Consider the following 16243-nt stretch of genomic DNA (forward strand, 5'->3'; position numbering starts at 1 on the left):
TTACTAACCGTGGGGGAATGCGGCTATCAAAGGCAGAAATGCTAGACGATCTTGTTATAACTACATCGGGATCGGAACTATAGGCGGAAGTTTTTGCTGACCTTGCTGGGGACTTAGCTGCAAATGTAACAAAAAGATCGTTTGAGGGGAGAGTAGCTTCGTGAGGTGGAGAGTAATAAATATAGAGAGGATAGGCCAGCACTGACGCTGGCCTACGGGTCTTTAGCGCTGCTTGGCACCTTCTGGGGTACCAATAATCACATGGTCAGCGCCACGTGCTGCGAACAGGCCGTTGGTGACGACACCTACGATGGCATTGATCTGTTCTTCAGTGGCCACAGGGTCGGTGATTTGCATGTTGTGTACATCCAGGATCACGTTGCCGTTATCGGTCACCACGCCTTCGCGGTAAACCGGGTCACCGCCAAGTTTCACCAGTTCACGCGCCACGTAGCTGCGGGCCATTGGGATCACTTCCACTGGCAGTGGGAACTTGCCCAATACATCGACTTCTTTGGTGTTGTCGATAATGCACACGAACTTGTCAGCGACTGCCGCTACGATCTTCTCGCGGGTCAGCGCCGCGCCACCGCCTTTGATCATATGGTTGCGCGCGTTGATCTCATCGGCGCCGTCTACATAGATCGAGAAGCTGGCAACAGAGTTGAGATCGTACACTTCAATACCAAGCTCTTTCAGGCGCTCGGTGGAGGCTTCTGAGCTGGATACCGCACCTTTGATGCGGTCCTTAATGCTGCCAAGGGCGTCGATAAAGTGGTTAACGGTGGAGCCGGTGCCCACGCCAACAATGCTATCGTCTTCTACAAACTCCAGCGCAGCCCAGGCAGCTGCTTTCTTCATCTCATCCTGTGTCATTGGTTTTTGACCCTAGTAAAAAAAGTGAGGGGGTGGCAGTGTCGTTTTACTGCCAGTAAATACAATAAAGCCCAGCATAGCTGGGCTCTAAATTATTGTGGCAACTTAGGCCAGTTCTGCGTTGTGATACACGTTTTGCACGTCGTCGCAGTCTTCCAGCATCGCCAGGAACTTGTCGAACATCGCCAGATCGTCTTCGCCTTCAATCTTGGTGTAGGTTTGAGGGATGAAGGTGATCTGCTCTACCTCGAACTCAAGTTCAGGCATGGCAGCAGTTAGCGAGGTCTTCACTTTGAAGTACTCGGTGTGTGGGGCGAATACGGTGGTCATACCGTCTTCTACTTCCACGTCGGTCACTTCTACATCGTCCATCAGCAGGATCTCAAGGATCGCATCTTCGTCGTCGCCTTTGAACGAGAACACGGCTTGGTGCTCGAACATGTGGGCTACTGAGCCTGGCGCGCCAATCTTTGACTTGGTTTTAACGAAGCACTGGCGAACGTCAGTGAAAGTACGGCTGTTGTTGTCGGTCAGGCAATCAACGATCACCATGCAGTTACCCGGGCCAAAGCCTTCGTAGCGGGCTGCGGCGTAGTCTTCGCCAGCACCACCGGAGGCTTTTTCAATCGCCTTGTCGATCACGTGGCCAGGTACCTGGTCCTTTTTAGCGCGATCCATCAGGCTGCGGAGTTGCAGGTTAGCGTCCGGATCCGGGCCGCCGTTCTTCGCTACAACATAGATTTCTTTCGAATATTTTGAATAAACTTTGGTTTTGGCGCCTGCGGTTTTGGCCATCGAGGCCTTGCGCACTTCAAAAGCTCTTCCCATCTTACCTTTCGCTCATTGGCTAATCACATTGCGGAGGATTTTAACGATCCAGCCCTGTTTAGACAAATCGGATTGGTCAAGGCCTTGTGCTAAACACCGCAAAAACCGCAAGAATCTCTTCAAAAACCGAAAACAGTGCCTTACCAACACCAGACTTTACTGGGAGTCACCACTTGCTTTAGCGGCTTGTCCCAGCGTTTGCTGGGCACATTGTCGGTGAACTGGCAGTCATGGGCTATACCGATGGTGCGCGCGGGGTAGTCGGGGATGGTCGCCAGCAGTCTGTCGTAATAACCGCCGCCCATGCCGAGGCGGTTCCCGTTGCTGTCGAAGGCAACCAGTGGCGCGTAGATCCGCTCAATAGCCGGTAACTTGCTGAGCAGTGCGCGGTCGAATAGGGGCTCGACGATGCCGTAGCGGTTGGTATGGGTTGGGGAGTCGGCCAAAAAGCGCTGGAACACCATCACGCCGGGCTTGTCGGGGTCGACCAAGGGCACCGATACGGTCTTGCCTTGCTGCCATAACCAGTGGATTAGCGGGGTGAGGGATAGCTCGCCGTTAAAGGCCAGGTATACCGCCACATGCTCACAGGCATTGAGCTCCGGGTCCGTGCTTAGGCGCTCAAACACCGCCGCGCTGGCGGCCTGCTGCTCGCGACGGGTTAGGCGTTCGCGGCGAATGCGCATCTGCTTGCGGATGGCATCCCGTTCGTGTTGGTCGTCGATGGGGTTATCGCTAGTCATTAGGCTGTCCTTGGTGTGGCGCTAAGCATTGGCAAGCGGCGTAGGGTATGGCGACACCACAGGGTAGCAGCGGAGGCCGAGGCCAAGTTCGACAGTAGGCTCACCCATAAAAGTGCCTCCATGCCATAGCCAAGCGACTGAATCAGCCAGTAGCTCAGCGGCACTACAATCAGGGCCATTCGCACAAAGATCAGTATCAGCCCGGGGAAGGGGCGGCCAATCCCTTGGAAGATATTGCCACAGACAATCTCAATACAGACTGCCGCACCGGCTAGCGACAAGAAACGGATCTGGTATTGGGCTGCCACAATCACCTCGGATACCGCACTAAACAGCGGTAGCAGGATAAGCGCCGCCAGATTGAGCAGCAACACAAAGCACAGCGCCAGCACCAAGGTGTTGAGCAGGTTAGTACGCATGATCTGCTGCAGGCGCTGCCATTGCCCTGCCCCGTAGTTTTGCCCAGTCATGGTCAGGCTGGCTTGACCGATGCCGTAGCCAATCAGCAGCACTAGTTCATTGACCCGTCCGCTGATTACCCAGGCATTCATCATCTGCTCACTTAGTGAGCCCACCAGCTTGTTCAAAGCGATAAAGCCGCCCGCCAGAATAATCAGTGCCAGCATTTGCGGCACGGCAATGGCTAATATCTGGCCGATAATCTGCAGTTTAGCTCTGAGTACATTCCAGCAGATTGGTAGGCTGGAGCGCTGGCAGACAAACACATAGACCAGCAGCAAGGTGGCACAGAGTATCGACAAGGTAGACGCCAGCGCCGCCCCGGCCACACCCATACCCAAGGTGAAGATAAACAGCGGGTCGAGGGCGATGTTGAGCACGGTAGTCAGCGCCATCACAATCCCGTAGAACTGCGGTTTTCCCTCTCCCTGTAAGATCCCCAGTAGCACATTGTTAAACACCAGCAGGCAGAAGCCGGGAATGATAAACAGCAGGTAGTCATGGGCATAAGTGATCGCATCGCGCGACATCTCGCTGCCAGCCAGCGCCTCAATCAGTGGGCGACTAAAGCTGTAGAACAGGACCAGCACAGACAGCGCAATCACCAGCCCCAAGGCCAGGCCTGAGCTGGCAACCGATTCGAGAACGGTTTTGTCTTTGGCGCCAATAGCCCGCGACACCACCGAGCCGAGACCTGAGAACAGGCCCACCGAGATGGCGATAAACAAGAAGTACACCGGGAAGATCAAACCCACACCACTGATAAGCGCAGTGGACTCGCGGTCGATCATTGAGATAAACAGGGTGTCGGCGATGTTGTAGCACAGCAGTAGCAGGTGACCGATGATCACCGGCATGGCTAGCTTGAAGGTGGTGCTGCTGATCTTTCCTTGAAGAATGTGCTGATTACCTTGATCCATGGTTGCTACTTCTCATAAGCAATGGTTGAGAAAACAACATCCTATCACAGCAAATCAGCGCGCCAGCACCGGCATTGAGGTACGTGATCGGCTCCTTAAATAGCCGCTGAAATTTGAAAAGTTTCGTTTTGCACTCGCAGCTTAAGCATTGAACTTTGGAAGTTTCAGGCGTGTTAAGCCTCGGCTAGTAGTATGACCGCTTAGTATGGCCGCTGTTTCGAGTGAGGAATGATGTTTTGGGAGTTCGAGAGGGGGATAGAACCCAGGGTGCCGTTGTTGATTTTTGCCTGAACCAGAAGGTTCATGGCGGACAATAAATCCGTCGCCGTAGGCTTCTCAGTCGAGCTGAGCATGCTCAATAGCGGGGAAAAACCGTCCTTTAAAAAAGAGTATCGGCTCAGGGACGTGATCAACTCACGAACACCCCAGGAAACTAACTGTATAGCCCACGCGCTACTGCTTAGCTAGCGAGCTGGCGAATTTACTGTTGCGGGTCGTTGTCGATGCCTTGGCTTTGTTCCATCAGCACCCGTTCAATCGTGACCTGCAAGTCTTTGATTCGCTTATTCATGTTATTTGCGTAGTGCTGGTTTTTATCCTGCTCGTCACGCAAATCGTAGGCCAGATTCAATCCGGCCATAATTGCCAAATGTTCCAGATTGGCAATCTTAGTATTCTGCTTAAGCGATGCAACACGTTCACCAAACTCTTCTGCCGCAGCGCGCAGTTTTGCTTCTTCGCCTTCCGGGCAAGCAATCTTGTAAGACTTGCCTAACAAGCTGATATCTACTGCTTGAGTCATGGTGTGTGTGCCTCCGCCTACTTCCGCAGAATATATAGCGCCCCTTGGTAACTTGCAACACCCGAATCAGCCAGATCGGAACGCCCACATAAAAAAACGACAGCCTGATTATTAACTGAGCAATTACTGGGCGATTTGTAGCTAAGGCATTGATAAATATTCGTTCAATGCGCATTATCGCGCTGGTAAATAGACATACAACAGAGAATTCTACCGTTGAGCGACGCGATAATAAAAACTGACGCCAATGGTTTGGAGCGTCGGCGTTTTTACCGGGTGGAATACCCGGCGGCGCTGATCCATTCCATGGTAAAAATGATCAACGCCCGCATGCGCACCAGCGTTGGCCAGGCGAACTTCGAGAAAGAAGGCGGCCTGCGCTGGCTGCACCTAATGCCCGCACTGCACGTAAACCATTACTGTTTCCCGGTACTCGATGTGAGCGAAGGCGGACTGCGCACCCAGTGGCGCACCCAAGATGATGCCTTCCTAACACGTGGCGATATTATGCACGGCACCTTGGTGTTTAACCCTGATTTAGCCAAATACCTGGAGCACTTTCCCCGCGATGTGATTCTCGATGGCAAAAGCCTTATTGAGGTGGCCGCGGCTGGCACCCAACGTGTTCAGGTGTGCGCGCGAGTCAATCGGGTGGTGCATTCTCACCGCTCGCCCTATCCGATTTTTTCGTTCCAGTTTCATAAGGATAATCAGCTCGATCAGCGCCTGATCCGTCAGCAAGAAAGTATGCTAATTCAGATGTTTAGAGAGAAATACCTGGAGCGGATGCGCGAGCGTCGGCAATTGCTGCTGGAGAGTGCACAGTTCTAAACATGATCCGGGCTTTCTAAGGTGTTAGGATTAAAGGAATTTACCACCCCAGAGAAATACTGTGACTAGCTATTCCTATCCCAATTTCGACGACTTTGAAGAACTACTGGAAAAACACGAACTGATGGTGAATCCATCAGAGGTGCACGGCTTGATTACCGGCATGTTCGCCGGTGGCATGGCCAGCAAGGATGAATGGCTGAGCAATATCAACGATATGATTAACGACGGCCAAGGCCTGCCAGCGGATGTGAAGCGCGAGATGGGGCAACTGCATCTGGCTACCTTCCAAGGCTTGTCTGACAGCCTGCTGAGCTTCCAGCTGCTGATGCCCGACGATGACTACTCGCCGGAAGAGCGCGCCGAAGCGATTGCCCAGTGGGTGCAAAGCTTCTTGGTCGGTTTTGGTTTGATGCAAAGCGATCTGTCTAAGCTGGCCGAAGACGTACAAGAGTTGATCCACGACTTCAGCGAAATCTCCAAGCTCTCTCCCGAGCTGGAAGGCTCTGAAGAAGACAACGAACAAGCCCTGTTCCAGGTGGTGGAGTACGTGCGAATTGGCGCGGTAACCATCTTTGCCCACCTCAACGAGCCGGAAAGCGGCGACGGCGAAGAACCTACCCTGCACTAAACCTAAATACCCGTTGTTACGGACAAGTTGTTACGCACAAGTAGTAACGGACAAGTTGTTACGCACAAGGAGACGTCGTGTTTAAACAACATCGAGAAGCGCTGTTGGCGGCCATGAGCCCCAACAGCATTGCCGTATTTTCCAGCGCACCCGAACAGGTGCGCTCGCGCGATACCGAGCACCTCTATCGTCAAGATAGCGATTTCTATTACTTCACCGGCTTTACCGAGCCCGGCGCGCTGTTGTTGCTCATCAACGCTGAGCAGCCGCGCAGTGTGCTGTTCAACCGCCGTAAAGACAAGCTGGCCGAGATCTGGCACGGCCGCCGCTTAGGCCAAGATGCCGCTCCAGAGGCGCTGGATGTCGACGAAGCGCTGCCCATCGAAGAGCTGGCTGAGCACCTGCCCAAGTTATTAAGTGGTGCCGACAAGGTGTACCTGGCTCAAGGCCGCTACCCAGAGATGGACCAACAGCTGTTTGCGGCCATCGAAGCCTGCCGCCAAGGCATTCGTCAGGGCCTGAAAGCGCCTGCCCAGTTAGAAGACTGGCGACCGATTGTCGACGAGCTGCGCCTGTTTAAGTCAGAGCAAGAGGTTGCGCTGATGGCCCAGGCCGGGGAGATCTCTGCCCGCGGCCACGTGCGCGCCATGCAGAGTTGTTGCCCGGGGATGTGGGAGTATCAGCTAGAAGCGGAAATCCACCATGAGTTTGCTATGGCGGGCTGCCGCGCGCCGGCCTATGGCACCATCGTCGGTGGCGGCGATAACGCCTGTATCTTGCACTACACCGAGAACGAGGCCGAGCTACAAGACGGCGACTTGGTGCTGATCGATGCTGGCGCTGAGTACCAGATGTACGCCGGCGACATCACCCGTACCTTCCCGGTGAACGGCCGCTTTAGCCAGCCGCAGGCCGAGTTGTACCAAATCGTGCTGGACGCTCAGTTAGCTGCGCTGGATACCCTCAAACCCGGTGCCTCCATCCAACAAGCCCAGCAGCAGGTGATTGAGATTATGCTCAAAGGCTTGCTAGCGCTGGGCATTGTTGAAGGCGAGCTGGAGCAGCTGATCAGCGAAGAGGCCCACAAAGCATTTTATATGCACGGCCTGAGCCACTGGCTCGGCATCGATGTGCACGATGTGGGGGATTATCGCGATATCCACCGCTCTCGTACCCTCGAGCCGGGGATGGCGCTTACCGTTGAGCCCGGTTTGTATATCGCTGAGGATGCCGACGTACCCGAACAATATCGCGGCATTGGCATTCGCATCGAAGACGATATCGTGATTACCGAGGTCGGTAACCAAGTACTCACTGCGGCTGTGCCCAAGGAAATCAGCGAAATCGAAGCCTTAATGAGCGATTCGAGCAAGGTTTAAGCAAGCGAGGAAAGGGATGACCGGACAGCAGTTTGATCTCGTAATCGTGGGTGGCGGCATGGTTGGCGCATCGCTCGCCTTGGGCCTCGCCCACTATGCCCCCAAGCTAAAGCTAGCACTGATTGAAGCCCAGCCGCTGGACTTTGGTCAGCACCCCGGCTTCGATGGGCGGGCGATTGCGCTGTCGGCTGGCTCGGTGAACTGGCTCAAGCAGGCTCAACTGTGGGATGAACTGGCCAGCTTTGCAGCCCCCATCTCGCATATCCAAGTCTCCGACCGTGGCCATCTCGGCCGGGTCGATATGCAGCCCGATGACTATCTGTTGGATAGCCTTGGTCAGGTGATTGAGCTGGAACACGCCGGGCGGATACTCCACCAACGGCTTAGCCAATGCCCGCAAGTGACGCTGTTTTGCCCCAATGCCATCCGCAGCTTTGAGCGCACCGATGATTCGGTGGAGCTGGAGTTGGAAGGTGGTGAAAGCCTCAGCGCCTCGCTGTTGGTTGGCGCCGATGGCGGCAACTCTCAGGTGCGTGGCTGGGCCGATCTCACTCAGCATCATCACGGCTTTGGCAAGGTGGCGCTTATCGCCAATATCGAGGGCGAGCAAGCCCCAAATAGTCGCGCCTTTGAGCGCTTTACCGAAGACGGCCCGCTGGCCTTGCTACCGATGACCGGCCAGCGCTGGTCGCTGGTATGGAGCCTAAGCCCAGAGCAAGCCGACTACTACCAGCAGTGCTCGGAGCAAGAGTTCCTCAACGCCCTGCAAGTCCAAGTGGGCGAGCAGGCCGGAGCCATGTTGCGGGTTGGCCAGCGCCACTGCTATCCGCTGCTGCTGCGCTACAGCCCACGGCTGTTTAGCCACCGTATGCTAGTGATGGGCAATGCCGCGCACACCTTGCATCCTATCGCCGGACAGGGCTTTAATTTGGGCCTGCGCGATGTGGCAGCGCTGTGTAAGCTTCTCGCCGATAGCGAGCAAGACCCCGGCAGCTTTGCACTGCTGCACGCCTACCAACAAGGCCGCGAGCAGGATATTCAACGCACCGTGCTGATGACCAGCCTACTGGCCTCGGGCTTCGCCTCGAAAGACAAGCTCTCAATCGTGGCGCGCAATATCGGGCTGGTGGCGATGCAGCACCTCGACTGCTTGAAGGTGCCTTTGGTCAGGCAGAGCCTTGGTCTGTTTGATCCCTTAGCGTAAGTACGGCATCACTATGAATAATCAACAATTACTAGGAGAGGCAGCATGCAAAGCGTAGATGTAGCCATTGTCGGCGGTGGAATGGTAGGGCTGAGCCTGGCGTGTGCGCTTAAAGACAGCGGCCTGCGCCTGGCGCTTATCGAAGCCAAGCCACCGCAGCCGCAAGAGTTTGATGGCGAGCACGAATTACGAGTCAGCGCACTTAGCCTCTCTTCCCAGCGTTTTCTCACCCGCTTGGGCGCGTGGCAGGGCATTGTCGATACCCGCGCCGCGGCCTATGACGATATGCAGGTATGGGAGCGCGACAGCTTTGCCAAGGTGCGCTTTCAGGCCTCAGAGCTGTGCCTGCCGCATATCGGCCATATCGTCGAGAATGGCCTAATTCGCCAACAACTGTGGCAACAGGCACAGCTGCTGGACAACCTGCAGGTGATCGAACAACCCATCGCCCAGCTGCATCGCGGCGAGAGCGAAAGCTGGCTGAGCTTTGAAAATGGCCAAGCCATTAGCGCCAAGCTACTGGTGGCCGCCGATGGCGCTAACTCGTGGCTACGCCAGCAGCTGGATGTACCGGTTACCTTCTGGGACTACCAGCACAGCGCCGTCGTCGGTACCGTGCGCACCGAGCTGCCTCATGAAAACTGTGCCCGCCAAGTCTTCTCACCCGAAGGCCCATTGGCGCTGCTGCCACTAAGCGACTCGCATCTGTGCTCAATTGTTTGGTCGGTGCCGCCTGAGCGCGCCGAGCAGCTGCAAGCCATGGATGCGCAGGCCTTCAATAAAGCCATCACCATCGCCTTCGATGCCCGCTTAGGCATGGTTGAGCGGCAAAGCGAGTTGGCCAGCTTCCCGCTACGAATGCGCTATGCTCGCGATTTCGCTGGCCCCGGCTTCGCCCTGATTGGCGATGCCGCCCATACCATTCACCCACTAGCGGGGCAGGGGGTAAACCTCGGCTTTATGGATGCAGCGGCACTGGCGCAAACGCTTATCGAACTCAAGCAAGCGGGCAAGGCGATTGGCGACTACCAACAGCTACGCAGCTTCGAACGCTGGCGCAAGGCTGAAGCCACCCAAATGATTGCCGCCATGGAGAGCTTTAAGCGCTTATTCGGCAATGATATAGCGCCGGTTAAACTGCTGCGCGGTCTGGGCATGAGCGCTTTTGATAAGCTCACGCCGGTTAAACAGCAGGTGATGAAGCATGCTTTGGGCTTGGCAGGAGAGTTGCCGGATATGGCGCGTTAAGCGCGCTGCTCAAGTCGGTTCTCATCTCAATGCGCGATGTGAAGCTGCAGTATGCTGACCACGTGAGAGGCCTCGCTTTCATCTAGGCCTCGAAACATCAAGACAGAGCGGTACAGCGGCCCATACTCGAAAACTACCGACCCACCCAGATCCTGTAACCGAAGGTTGTCTGAAAACAAACCTTGAGGGTCAAAGATCGTCCTTTGATTCATCTTGGGGTAAACATGCAAGCGGTGTATGTGAGCGATTAAATAGGTCTTTTTTAAGTAGCGTAAACCCAGCACTTCACGTGAAAGAACCAGTTGGTCATTGTCGATTCTGAGCCTTTCGTCAAAAGACAGATAGACAACAAAGCCCCCAAATGTTGCCAGAAACACCAATAGAAAGGCTTTGAGCCAAAGAGGCTCTGCTTGGGCGAGAATAAAAGGCAGCGAAAAAAGAAATACGATGAAAGCGAGCCCTGCTAACGCTTTAAATACTAAGGGAAAACTATTCTTGGAAAACAGCTCTAGCGGGGCTTCACTTGTAACCTTGATACTCATTTGCTTGTTTCGGAGTTGATCATGAGGTTTTGAGCACTGTGCGCAGGTCCGTTGCGCTATAAATGACTTCCCCATCTACCGACATCGTGGCATCGGCAATCCCCATCTTCAGCCGTTGATTTAAGACCCGTTTGATATCGATTTGAAAGCGAACCAACTTAGATGTGGGCAACACCTCGCCATTAAACTTAATTTCCCCCCCACGAGCCCTGCCTTTTCCGGGGAAGCCCATCCAGCCAAGATAAAATCCGAGAAGTTGCCACATGGCATCCAAGCCCAAGCAGCCCGGCATGACCGGGTCATTTTCGAAATGACAGTCAAAGAACCACAGGTCTGGTGAGATATCTAACTCCGCGACCAGTTCGCCTTGACCATACTTCCCACCCGTTTCAGTGATGGATGTGATGCGATCGACCATCAACATTGGTGGCAGGGGCAATCGGGCATTGCCTTCGCCAAACATCAAGCCGTGACCACACTGCAACAGCTCTTCTCTAGAAAACGAACTCTTCTTTTCCATTTACAACGACCTTCCAATGGTTGCTTGTTGTGAACTTTATCACTGGTCATTGCCTCTATCTATCAAAGAGTTAGTTATCGTTAAGAAAGCTCCCAATCGAGATTGGCAAGCGCAAGCAGCTCATCCTTTACCGCTTGGCTGGCAAAGCTCGCCATAACACTGGCGCGGTAGATCGCTGAATACTCCTGCTCGCTTAGGTTGAAGGTAGTATCAATCTGGGCCAGTTCATTGCTCATGTTGGTGTTGCTAACGGTGCGGTTATCGGTGCTTACGTTTACTTCCAAGCCTTGGCGTACAAAGCTTGCAACCGGGTGGGCACTTAACGATGGGAAAGCCTTTGTGTGCAAGTTACTGGTTGGACACACCTCTACCGCCACCTTGTGCTTTTTGAGTAGCCCTAGGGCATGCTCGTCATCGACGGCAAACACGCCATGGCCGATACGCTCTGCCCCGAGTAGCTCAATGGCGTCGATAACGTTTTGGGCGTAGCCGGTTTCCCCTGCATGCACCGTAAGGCGATAGCCTGCTTGTTTCGCTTGCTGACACAGCTCAATGTAATCCTTGGCAAAGCCCAAGTCTTCGCGTCCTGCTAAATCAAATGCGACAAGGCCTTGACCAATAAAGGGTTTGCCCGCTTCTAAGGTTGCGAAGCCTGTCTCCAATGGCGCGTTGCGCATGGCACATAGAATGACGTTGGTGTGGATAGCGAAATCACGTTCGGCCTGGCTCAAACCCTCCAGCACGGCTGCAATAGCTTGTTGCATTGTCAGGCCTTGCTCCAGGTGCAGCAAGGGGGCAAAACGAACTTCGATATAGCGTACCTGCTCAGCCGCGGCATCTTGTGCCAGCTCGTAGGCCACACGCGACAAACCCGCTTGGGTCTGCATAACTTGCAGGGGAAGGTCGAAACGCTTCAGGTACTCCACCAAATCTTTGCAAGTCTCTGGCACTTGCATCATCGCGGTTAGCGCATCGAGTTGCTCTGTTGGGAGTTTGATTCTCTGCTCGTTGGCCAATGCCAGTACTGTTTGGGGGCGCACACTACCGTCAAGATGGCAGTGAAGTTCGATTTTGGGCAGTTGAGAGAAGTTCATGGTTTACCTGTCGCCTTAGATAGTTGAGCGCTGGCTCGACGTCAGGTATTGGGCGACGAAGAGGCACAGCTAATACCAATCTGGATAAGTTAATGATCAGATATTGCGCAGGGAAAATTATTGAGGACAAGGAGGCGCTTGCCGTAACTAGTGGACTAATTACAAAAGCGTTGACGCTGTCATCAATGATTTAAACCAGCAAGAATGATCAGTTACTTATGTAGATTGGTATGAGCACCTCTTCGTAATCAGAACTGTTCGGGTTCTGGTAGACACTCCCCAACCATATCTTGGGGATTATACGAAGAATTGTTACAGAAATTCAGTGGGCGCGATTATGGCATGCGGGAGGCATGCGCTCAACCATATTGCTTAGGCTGGATGACGTGTAACGCTGAATCACCACCTTTCCGGTGAACCTCACAATCTTTCTCTGCGTAACCCGATGAGCATTTTGGAATTACCCTAAACGATTGGAGGAATCCCTATGGCGGATAGCAATAACACCACCAATTGGCCAGAACTGGCCGCAGCCCTTTACGACAAGCTCAACGAACGCAATGCAGAGCTCACCTACGACTTTCACGACGTAGAGCTGCAAGTCCCCAGCAACTCAAGCAATGAGGCAAGCTTGGCCCGTTGGAAGATCAACGGCGCAGTAAGCATTCGGGCCAAAAACCTTGGCTAGTGCAATAGCCACTGCAGTTGCATCGAGCCCGCCAAAGCGGTTGCTTGATGCCAGCGCGTCGTTGCAGGTTGAACATCAAGGTGCCTGCATCGACATTCGAGCGTCGCGCAGCCGGGCGATTCTGAATTTTGAGAATCGCCGCTTGTTGTTCCGGTTTGTCTTGTTGGGGCTCGGTCTGCTCAATCGCTATTCGGGCGCAAGCCACTTGGCTGCTTCTAATTTGGCTGTGAGCACTGCCTACCTAAGCGTTGGAGGGCGAATCGTCGCGGTGGTTAGTACCAAGGCGCTCAAACGCAGTATGCCGTTCAAAGGCTTGCGGGTACGTCCGGAAAACCTGAGGGCATGGCTCTTTAGTCCTTAAGCCCGTCTTCTTCACATTACGTCCTCTTTTTACACACTGTTCCAAACAAAAACTGACGATAAGACGTCCTTGTCTATCTACTTTAGATTCCTCCGGATACACCCTTTTATACATTGTGTTTTTACGTCTCTGAATGCTCTACCGTTCGAACTTTATCGCAACCCGCTATGCTAGCTAACGTTATGATGGATAAGATAAATATGTAGTGATAAAGTGATTATCAAGTTGACGAAACAGGGTGTTACGCGTACCGCGTAGAGTGGTTGCGGGTACTGGGTACCTGATCAGTTGTATCGATGTTTAACAGGGATAGTTATGTTTTTCTTCAAGCAAAAATGGACGTTTATTGCAGTTTTACTTGCTGGGCTTGTCGGGTGCGCCGCTTCTGGTCCTGAGTATGTGACCCCGCCAGAGTTGTCTTCAGCAGACTCGAACATGGCGAGAGTATTTTTCTATAGAGAGAAGACTTTTGCGGGCGCAGCATGGCCAGTAACCTTTTCTATTGATAGAACTAAAGTTATGAGTGTTCGAGCGGGTGGCTATTCTTACATGCTGGTTAAACCAGGTACACACCTGCTGCATCTAAGCGCCATTGATGATCTAGGCATGGAAATCACTGCTGAGTTAGAGGCTGGTGAAGAGTACTTTTTCCGCTTTGCATTGAACGGTAGCGCACTTCCTCCCGAAGCTATAGTGGATGACAAGACTGACTGGAATCAGCAATCTTCTGCGGCTGGCGGGGCCTCCATTACGGTTAACACGCAGTTACAGTTCCTACAAGTTAAGAAGCTATATGCTCAGCAAGAGTTGGCGCGTGAAGGGTTCAAGTATAGCCAGCCTTTGATGGAGAGTTACTTACACTAGTTTATCGTAATCCGCATCAATTCCTGAGGTGTTCGCCATTGGAGCGAAAGCTAGCAAACCGACTAACAGTCACCGCACCCTAACAAAGCGGTTTTTCACCAGGCTGTCCAGGTAACGCTGTGACTCTACATGGCGAAAACGCAGAGGCGCCGTCAGTTCGCCAAACAGCGGTGCACCGCCGCCTAACACGGTTGGGATGGTGGTGATAATCAGCTCGTCGATGAGGTCTTCGCGGAGAAAACTCTGAACGGTTTTACCGCCGTCGATATACAGGTTGCGCATGCCTTGTGTGGCCAGTTCATTAACCACGTGCTTCAAGTCGCCGCTTACCAAAAAGGCCTTGTCTTGATAACCATCGGGGATGGCGCTTAGCGAGTTGCTTAGCACATAGACCGGCTTGCTATAGGGCCAGTCGCAATCAAAACCCACCACGGTCTCAAAGGTATTTCTGCCCATCACTAAGGCGTCTACTTGATCCATAAAAGCCTGAAAGCCAAAGTCGGAGCCCTCTGGATTAGGGATCTCATGCAGCCAGTCTAGCTGGTTGTTTTGGTCGGCAATAAAGCCATCAAGGCTGGTTGCGATATAAACGTAGTTGGCCATGTGTTGACTCCGGTTTAAGTGATTGGCAAGTGAATGCAGGTATTATAGAATAAATTCTACAGTGTAGAATAATAGCGCAAGTCTAACGAGATCCTTTTGTGAATGTCAACGTGAAGAAACGCGGCCGCCCTAGCCGAGAAGGCACCGCACTTAAGCCTGAGAAGATTATCGACACCGCTAAACAGCTGATGGTGGAGCAAGGGAAGATTCCCAGTATCAGACAGTTAGCCACGGCGCTGCAGGTGGACGCGATGGCGATCTACCATTACTTCAAAAGTAAGGCAGTATTGTTAGAGGCCGTGACCACCTCGCTAATCAGCGATATCTATCAGCCTGTTGTAAGCGTAGAGAATGGGGCTGAGGTAGCAACTGAGTGGCAAACAGAGCTGCGCCAGCTGTGCCTGAGCTACCTGAACTTACTAGAGCAATACCCGGGTTTGCTGGAAACCTTGCTTTCAATGGAATCGGAAGGACCGGCAGAGGTGTTTGCCCAGCGCTTTAGCATCATTGTGGAGCCACTTGAGTTAGACCCACAGGTGGTTGAGTCAGCCTTGGCATTGTTGGTGGATTATCTGCATGGCTTTGCCTTGGCGATGAACTGCAATCGAGACCGCGATGCCTTAAATTCGCAAATGATTGAAGGGCCTCTGGGATTGTATTGCAAGGCATTTGGTTGCTAATGATTCGCTCAGAAAACCTATCTACCTAGTGCGTGAAGCGTTCAAGAGCGAGGTATAGATTCTGTCTGTTTTTAATCGTGAGTTGGTTCTCTGGTAATTATGGCCGAATGGTAAGTAGTCACTTAAGTGTTGGTTGTCATTTTGCGAAGATAGTCTTTTTCTCCCTAATCCAATAGGTCACTGACAGCTATTGAAATGGCATCTTTCATGGTGCTGAACCGATGGGAAGCGCCCTCTACCAGAACGAGAGATACAGTTAGTCCGGCTTCTTGGTAGAGCTCTTCACACTGCCTCGCAAACTTAGGCCTAGTGTTAGAGTCTTTTGCTCCTGTAACGAGCACGATTTCCGTTGCTGATGGTATTGAAGCTGCGTAGTCATCAGGCGACAAGCTTTTGGGCCATTTACCTTTACCCCTATCTTTCCGGTATTTTGAAATGTCACAAACGGTAGATACCAAGACAACTGCGTCGAGTAACAGCGGATACTTACCGATTATCACCCCTAATGTCATTGCTCCGCCAGAGTGGCCAACGGCAATGGTTCGAGTCACTGAATACTGTTCTTGAATATGTTCGATAGTGCTGGCGACATAGTGAATGTTTTCTTCAGTTTTGTTGTCATCACTGCCGTACAATTTTTTTCCTGGGCTCTTATTACCGAACTCATCATGCGTCGATGGCCGAAGGATAGATACACCGATTGCACCGTCATAGGTTTCAGGTATTTGCTCTGCTTCAGTGAAAAGGTAGCGAGGATCCAAGCCGTTTCTACTTGCTAAATCACCGGGCAAGTACACCACTAATGTTTGGGGCTCAGTGGAAGATGGGGCTTCAAACGCTTCGTAGTAAAGTAGCTCGCTTGAGCTAGACGAGCCCTGAGGGGCGCTAGTTGTATTTGCGCATGAACTGACAAGAAAAAAAGAAATTAAGAACAACAGCTTATTAAGCATAACCGACGTCCTATGTGGTT

19 protein-coding genes, 1 other RNA gene and 1 riboswitch are annotated in these 16243 nt (G+C 52.9%); of the genes, 9 read left to right on the top strand and 11 right to left on the bottom strand.

The genetic code is table 11. The features are described 5' to 3' along the window. Positions 1-222: 222 nt before the first annotated feature. The 6 genes from rpiA to G462_RS0109665 all read right to left on the bottom strand — a co-directional run bounded on the left by rpiA (position 223) and on the right by G462_RS0109665 (position 4628). The gene (rpiA, locus tag G462_RS0109645; protein ID WP_026958811.1) at positions 223-876 is read right to left on the bottom strand and encodes a ribose-5-phosphate isomerase RpiA; all 654 of its coding nucleotides are present in this window, start codon (positions 874-876) and stop codon (positions 223-225) included. A gap of 105 nt (positions 877-981) precedes the next feature. Beyond that, the gene (locus tag G462_RS0109650; RefSeq protein ID WP_026958812.1) at positions 982-1704 is read right to left on the bottom strand and encodes a YebC/PmpR family DNA-binding transcriptional regulator; all 723 of its coding nucleotides are present in this window, start codon (positions 1702-1704) and stop codon (positions 982-984) included. Positions 1705-1844: 140 nt separating this feature from the next. Further along, the gene (locus G462_RS0109655) at positions 1845-2447 is read right to left on the bottom strand and encodes a 5-formyltetrahydrofolate cyclo-ligase (protein WP_051326657.1); all 603 of its coding nucleotides are present in this window, start codon (positions 2445-2447) and stop codon (positions 1845-1847) included. Continuing rightward, positions 2447-3826 (bottom strand): MATE family efflux transporter, encoded by a 1380-nt coding sequence (locus G462_RS0109660; RefSeq protein ID WP_026958814.1) that lies wholly within the window; start codon positions 3824-3826, stop codon positions 2447-2449. Before G462_RS0109660 ends, G462_RS0109655 begins: the two co-directional genes overlap by 1 nt. Positions 3827-4081: 255 nt before the next feature. Continuing rightward, a non-coding RNA gene (ssrS, locus tag G462_RS24240) (6S RNA) lies at positions 4082-4261 on the bottom strand. A 46-nt stretch (positions 4262-4307) separates the two neighbouring features. Further along, on the bottom strand, positions 4308-4628 hold the full coding sequence (locus G462_RS0109665) for a cell division protein ZapA (protein WP_026958815.1): 321 nt from the start codon (positions 4626-4628) through the stop codon (positions 4308-4310). A 216-nt stretch (positions 4629-4844) separates the two neighbouring features. Between G462_RS0109665 and G462_RS0109670 the strand changes: the two genes are divergently transcribed. The 5 genes from G462_RS0109670 (at position 4845) to G462_RS0109690 (ending at position 9921) form a co-directional block, all read left to right on the top strand. Further along, positions 4845-5459, top strand: a complete 615-nt coding sequence (locus tag G462_RS0109670; protein ID WP_157378596.1) for a hypothetical protein — start codon at positions 4845-4847, stop codon at positions 5457-5459. Positions 5460-5520: 61 nt separating this feature from the next. After that, entirely contained in the window at positions 5521-6090 is a 570-nt protein-coding gene (locus tag G462_RS22360) for a UPF0149 family protein (RefSeq protein ID WP_026970914.1), read from the top strand. A 77-nt stretch (positions 6091-6167) separates the two neighbouring features. After that, complete coding sequence (gene pepP, locus G462_RS0109680; RefSeq protein WP_026958817.1) at positions 6168-7469, top strand: Xaa-Pro aminopeptidase; 1302 nt, start codon at positions 6168-6170, stop codon at positions 7467-7469. A 16-nt stretch (positions 7470-7485) separates the two neighbouring features. Beyond that, positions 7486-8673 (top strand): 2-octaprenyl-6-methoxyphenyl hydroxylase, encoded by a 1188-nt coding sequence (ubiH, locus tag G462_RS0109685; RefSeq protein ID WP_026958818.1) that lies wholly within the window; start codon positions 7486-7488, stop codon positions 8671-8673. Positions 8674-8718: 45 nt separating this feature from the next. Then, positions 8719-9921: an FAD-dependent monooxygenase gene (locus G462_RS0109690; RefSeq protein WP_026958819.1), complete on the top strand. Its 1203-nt coding sequence runs from the start codon at positions 8719-8721 to the stop codon at positions 9919-9921. A gap of 26 nt (positions 9922-9947) precedes the next feature. On the opposite strand, the gene G462_RS0109695 is transcribed toward G462_RS0109690, so the two are convergent. The 3 genes from G462_RS0109695 to add all read right to left on the bottom strand — a co-directional run bounded on the left by G462_RS0109695 (position 9948) and on the right by add (position 12077). Continuing rightward, positions 9948-10463: a hypothetical protein gene (locus G462_RS0109695; protein WP_026958820.1), complete on the bottom strand. Its 516-nt coding sequence runs from the start codon at positions 10461-10463 to the stop codon at positions 9948-9950. A 19-nt stretch (positions 10464-10482) separates the two neighbouring features. Next, positions 10483-10983: a bifunctional 3-hydroxydecanoyl-ACP dehydratase/trans-2-decenoyl-ACP isomerase gene (gene fabA / locus G462_RS0109700; protein WP_026958821.1), complete on the bottom strand. Its 501-nt coding sequence runs from the start codon at positions 10981-10983 to the stop codon at positions 10483-10485. Between the two features lie 80 nt (positions 10984-11063). Beyond that, complete coding sequence (gene add, locus G462_RS0109705; protein ID WP_026958822.1) at positions 11064-12077, bottom strand: adenosine deaminase; 1014 nt, start codon at positions 12075-12077, stop codon at positions 11064-11066. Positions 12078-12302: 225 nt separating this feature from the next. After that, positions 12303-12402: riboswitch (purine riboswitch) on the bottom strand. A gap of 162 nt (positions 12403-12564) precedes the next feature. Here add and G462_RS0109710 point away from each other — a divergent pair. The 3 genes from G462_RS0109710 to G462_RS0109720 all read left to right on the top strand — a co-directional run bounded on the left by G462_RS0109710 (position 12565) and on the right by G462_RS0109720 (position 13990). After that, positions 12565-12765, top strand: coding sequence for a hypothetical protein (locus G462_RS0109710; RefSeq protein ID WP_026958823.1), 201 nt, complete (start codon positions 12565-12567; stop codon positions 12763-12765). Beyond that, on the top strand, positions 12758-13126 hold the full coding sequence (locus G462_RS0109715) for a hypothetical protein (protein ID WP_026958824.1): 369 nt from the start codon (positions 12758-12760) through the stop codon (positions 13124-13126). The genes G462_RS0109710 and G462_RS0109715 overlap by 8 nt, the downstream gene beginning before the upstream one ends. A 315-nt stretch (positions 13127-13441) precedes the next feature. Further along, positions 13442-13990 (top strand): DUF2846 domain-containing protein, encoded by a 549-nt coding sequence (locus tag G462_RS0109720; RefSeq protein ID WP_026958825.1) that lies wholly within the window; start codon positions 13442-13444, stop codon positions 13988-13990. A 69-nt stretch (positions 13991-14059) separates the two neighbouring features. On the opposite strand, the gene G462_RS0109725 is transcribed toward G462_RS0109720, so the two are convergent. After that, positions 14060-14593, bottom strand: a complete 534-nt coding sequence (locus G462_RS0109725; RefSeq protein WP_026958826.1) for a dihydrofolate reductase family protein — start codon at positions 14591-14593, stop codon at positions 14060-14062. A 98-nt stretch (positions 14594-14691) separates the two neighbouring features. Between G462_RS0109725 and G462_RS0109730 the strand changes: the two genes are divergently transcribed. Then, positions 14692-15273, top strand: coding sequence for a TetR/AcrR family transcriptional regulator (locus G462_RS0109730; protein WP_026958827.1), 582 nt, complete (start codon positions 14692-14694; stop codon positions 15271-15273). Positions 15274-15437: 164 nt separating this feature from the next. On the opposite strand, the gene G462_RS0109735 is transcribed toward G462_RS0109730, so the two are convergent. Next, the gene (locus G462_RS0109735; protein WP_026958828.1) at positions 15438-16223 is read right to left on the bottom strand and encodes an alpha/beta hydrolase family protein; all 786 of its coding nucleotides are present in this window, start codon (positions 16221-16223) and stop codon (positions 15438-15440) included. Positions 16224-16243: the final 20 nt, after the last annotated feature.

The sequence above is a fragment of the Aliagarivorans taiwanensis DSM 22990 genome (assembly GCF_000429505.1).
GTDB classification, from domain to species: Bacteria; Pseudomonadota; Gammaproteobacteria; order Enterobacterales; family Celerinatantimonadaceae; genus Aliagarivorans; species Aliagarivorans taiwanensis.

Excerpts from the sequence above, each read along its gene's own strand:
- rpiA (WP_026958811.1), bottom strand. The coding sequence starts at position 876 with ATGACACAGGATGAGATGAAGAAAGCAGCTGCCTGGGCTGCGCTGGAG.
- G462_RS0109650 (WP_026958812.1), bottom strand. The coding sequence starts at position 1,704 with ATGGGAAGAGCTTTTGAAGTGCGCAAGGCCTCGATGGCCAAAACCGCA.
- G462_RS0109655 (WP_051326657.1), bottom strand. The coding sequence starts at position 2,447 with ATGACTAGCGATAACCCCATCGACGACCAACACGAACGGGATGCCATC.
- G462_RS0109660 (WP_026958814.1), bottom strand. The coding sequence starts at position 3,826 with ATGGATCAAGGTAATCAGCACATTCTTCAAGGAAAGATCAGCAGCACC.
- G462_RS0109665 (WP_026958815.1), bottom strand. The coding sequence starts at position 4,628 with ATGACTCAAGCAGTAGATATCAGCTTGTTAGGCAAGTCTTACAAGATT.
- ubiH (WP_026958818.1), top strand. The coding sequence starts at position 7,486 with ATGACCGGACAGCAGTTTGATCTCGTAATCGTGGGTGGCGGCATGGTT.
- G462_RS0109690 (WP_026958819.1), top strand. The coding sequence starts at position 8,719 with ATGCAAAGCGTAGATGTAGCCATTGTCGGCGGTGGAATGGTAGGGCTG.
- G462_RS0109695 (WP_026958820.1), bottom strand. The coding sequence starts at position 10,463 with ATGAGTATCAAGGTTACAAGTGAAGCCCCGCTAGAGCTGTTTTCCAAG.
- fabA (WP_026958821.1), bottom strand. The coding sequence starts at position 10,983 with ATGGAAAAGAAGAGTTCGTTTTCTAGAGAAGAGCTGTTGCAGTGTGGT.
- add (WP_026958822.1), bottom strand. The coding sequence starts at position 12,077 with ATGAACTTCTCTCAACTGCCCAAAATCGAACTTCACTGCCATCTTGAC.
- G462_RS0109710 (WP_026958823.1), top strand. The coding sequence starts at position 12,565 with ATGGCGGATAGCAATAACACCACCAATTGGCCAGAACTGGCCGCAGCC.
- G462_RS0109720 (WP_026958825.1), top strand. The coding sequence starts at position 13,442 with ATGTTTTTCTTCAAGCAAAAATGGACGTTTATTGCAGTTTTACTTGCT.
- G462_RS0109725 (WP_026958826.1), bottom strand. The coding sequence starts at position 14,593 with ATGGCCAACTACGTTTATATCGCAACCAGCCTTGATGGCTTTATTGCC.
- G462_RS0109735 (WP_026958828.1), bottom strand. The coding sequence starts at position 16,223 with ATGCTTAATAAGCTGTTGTTCTTAATTTCTTTTTTTCTTGTCAGTTCA.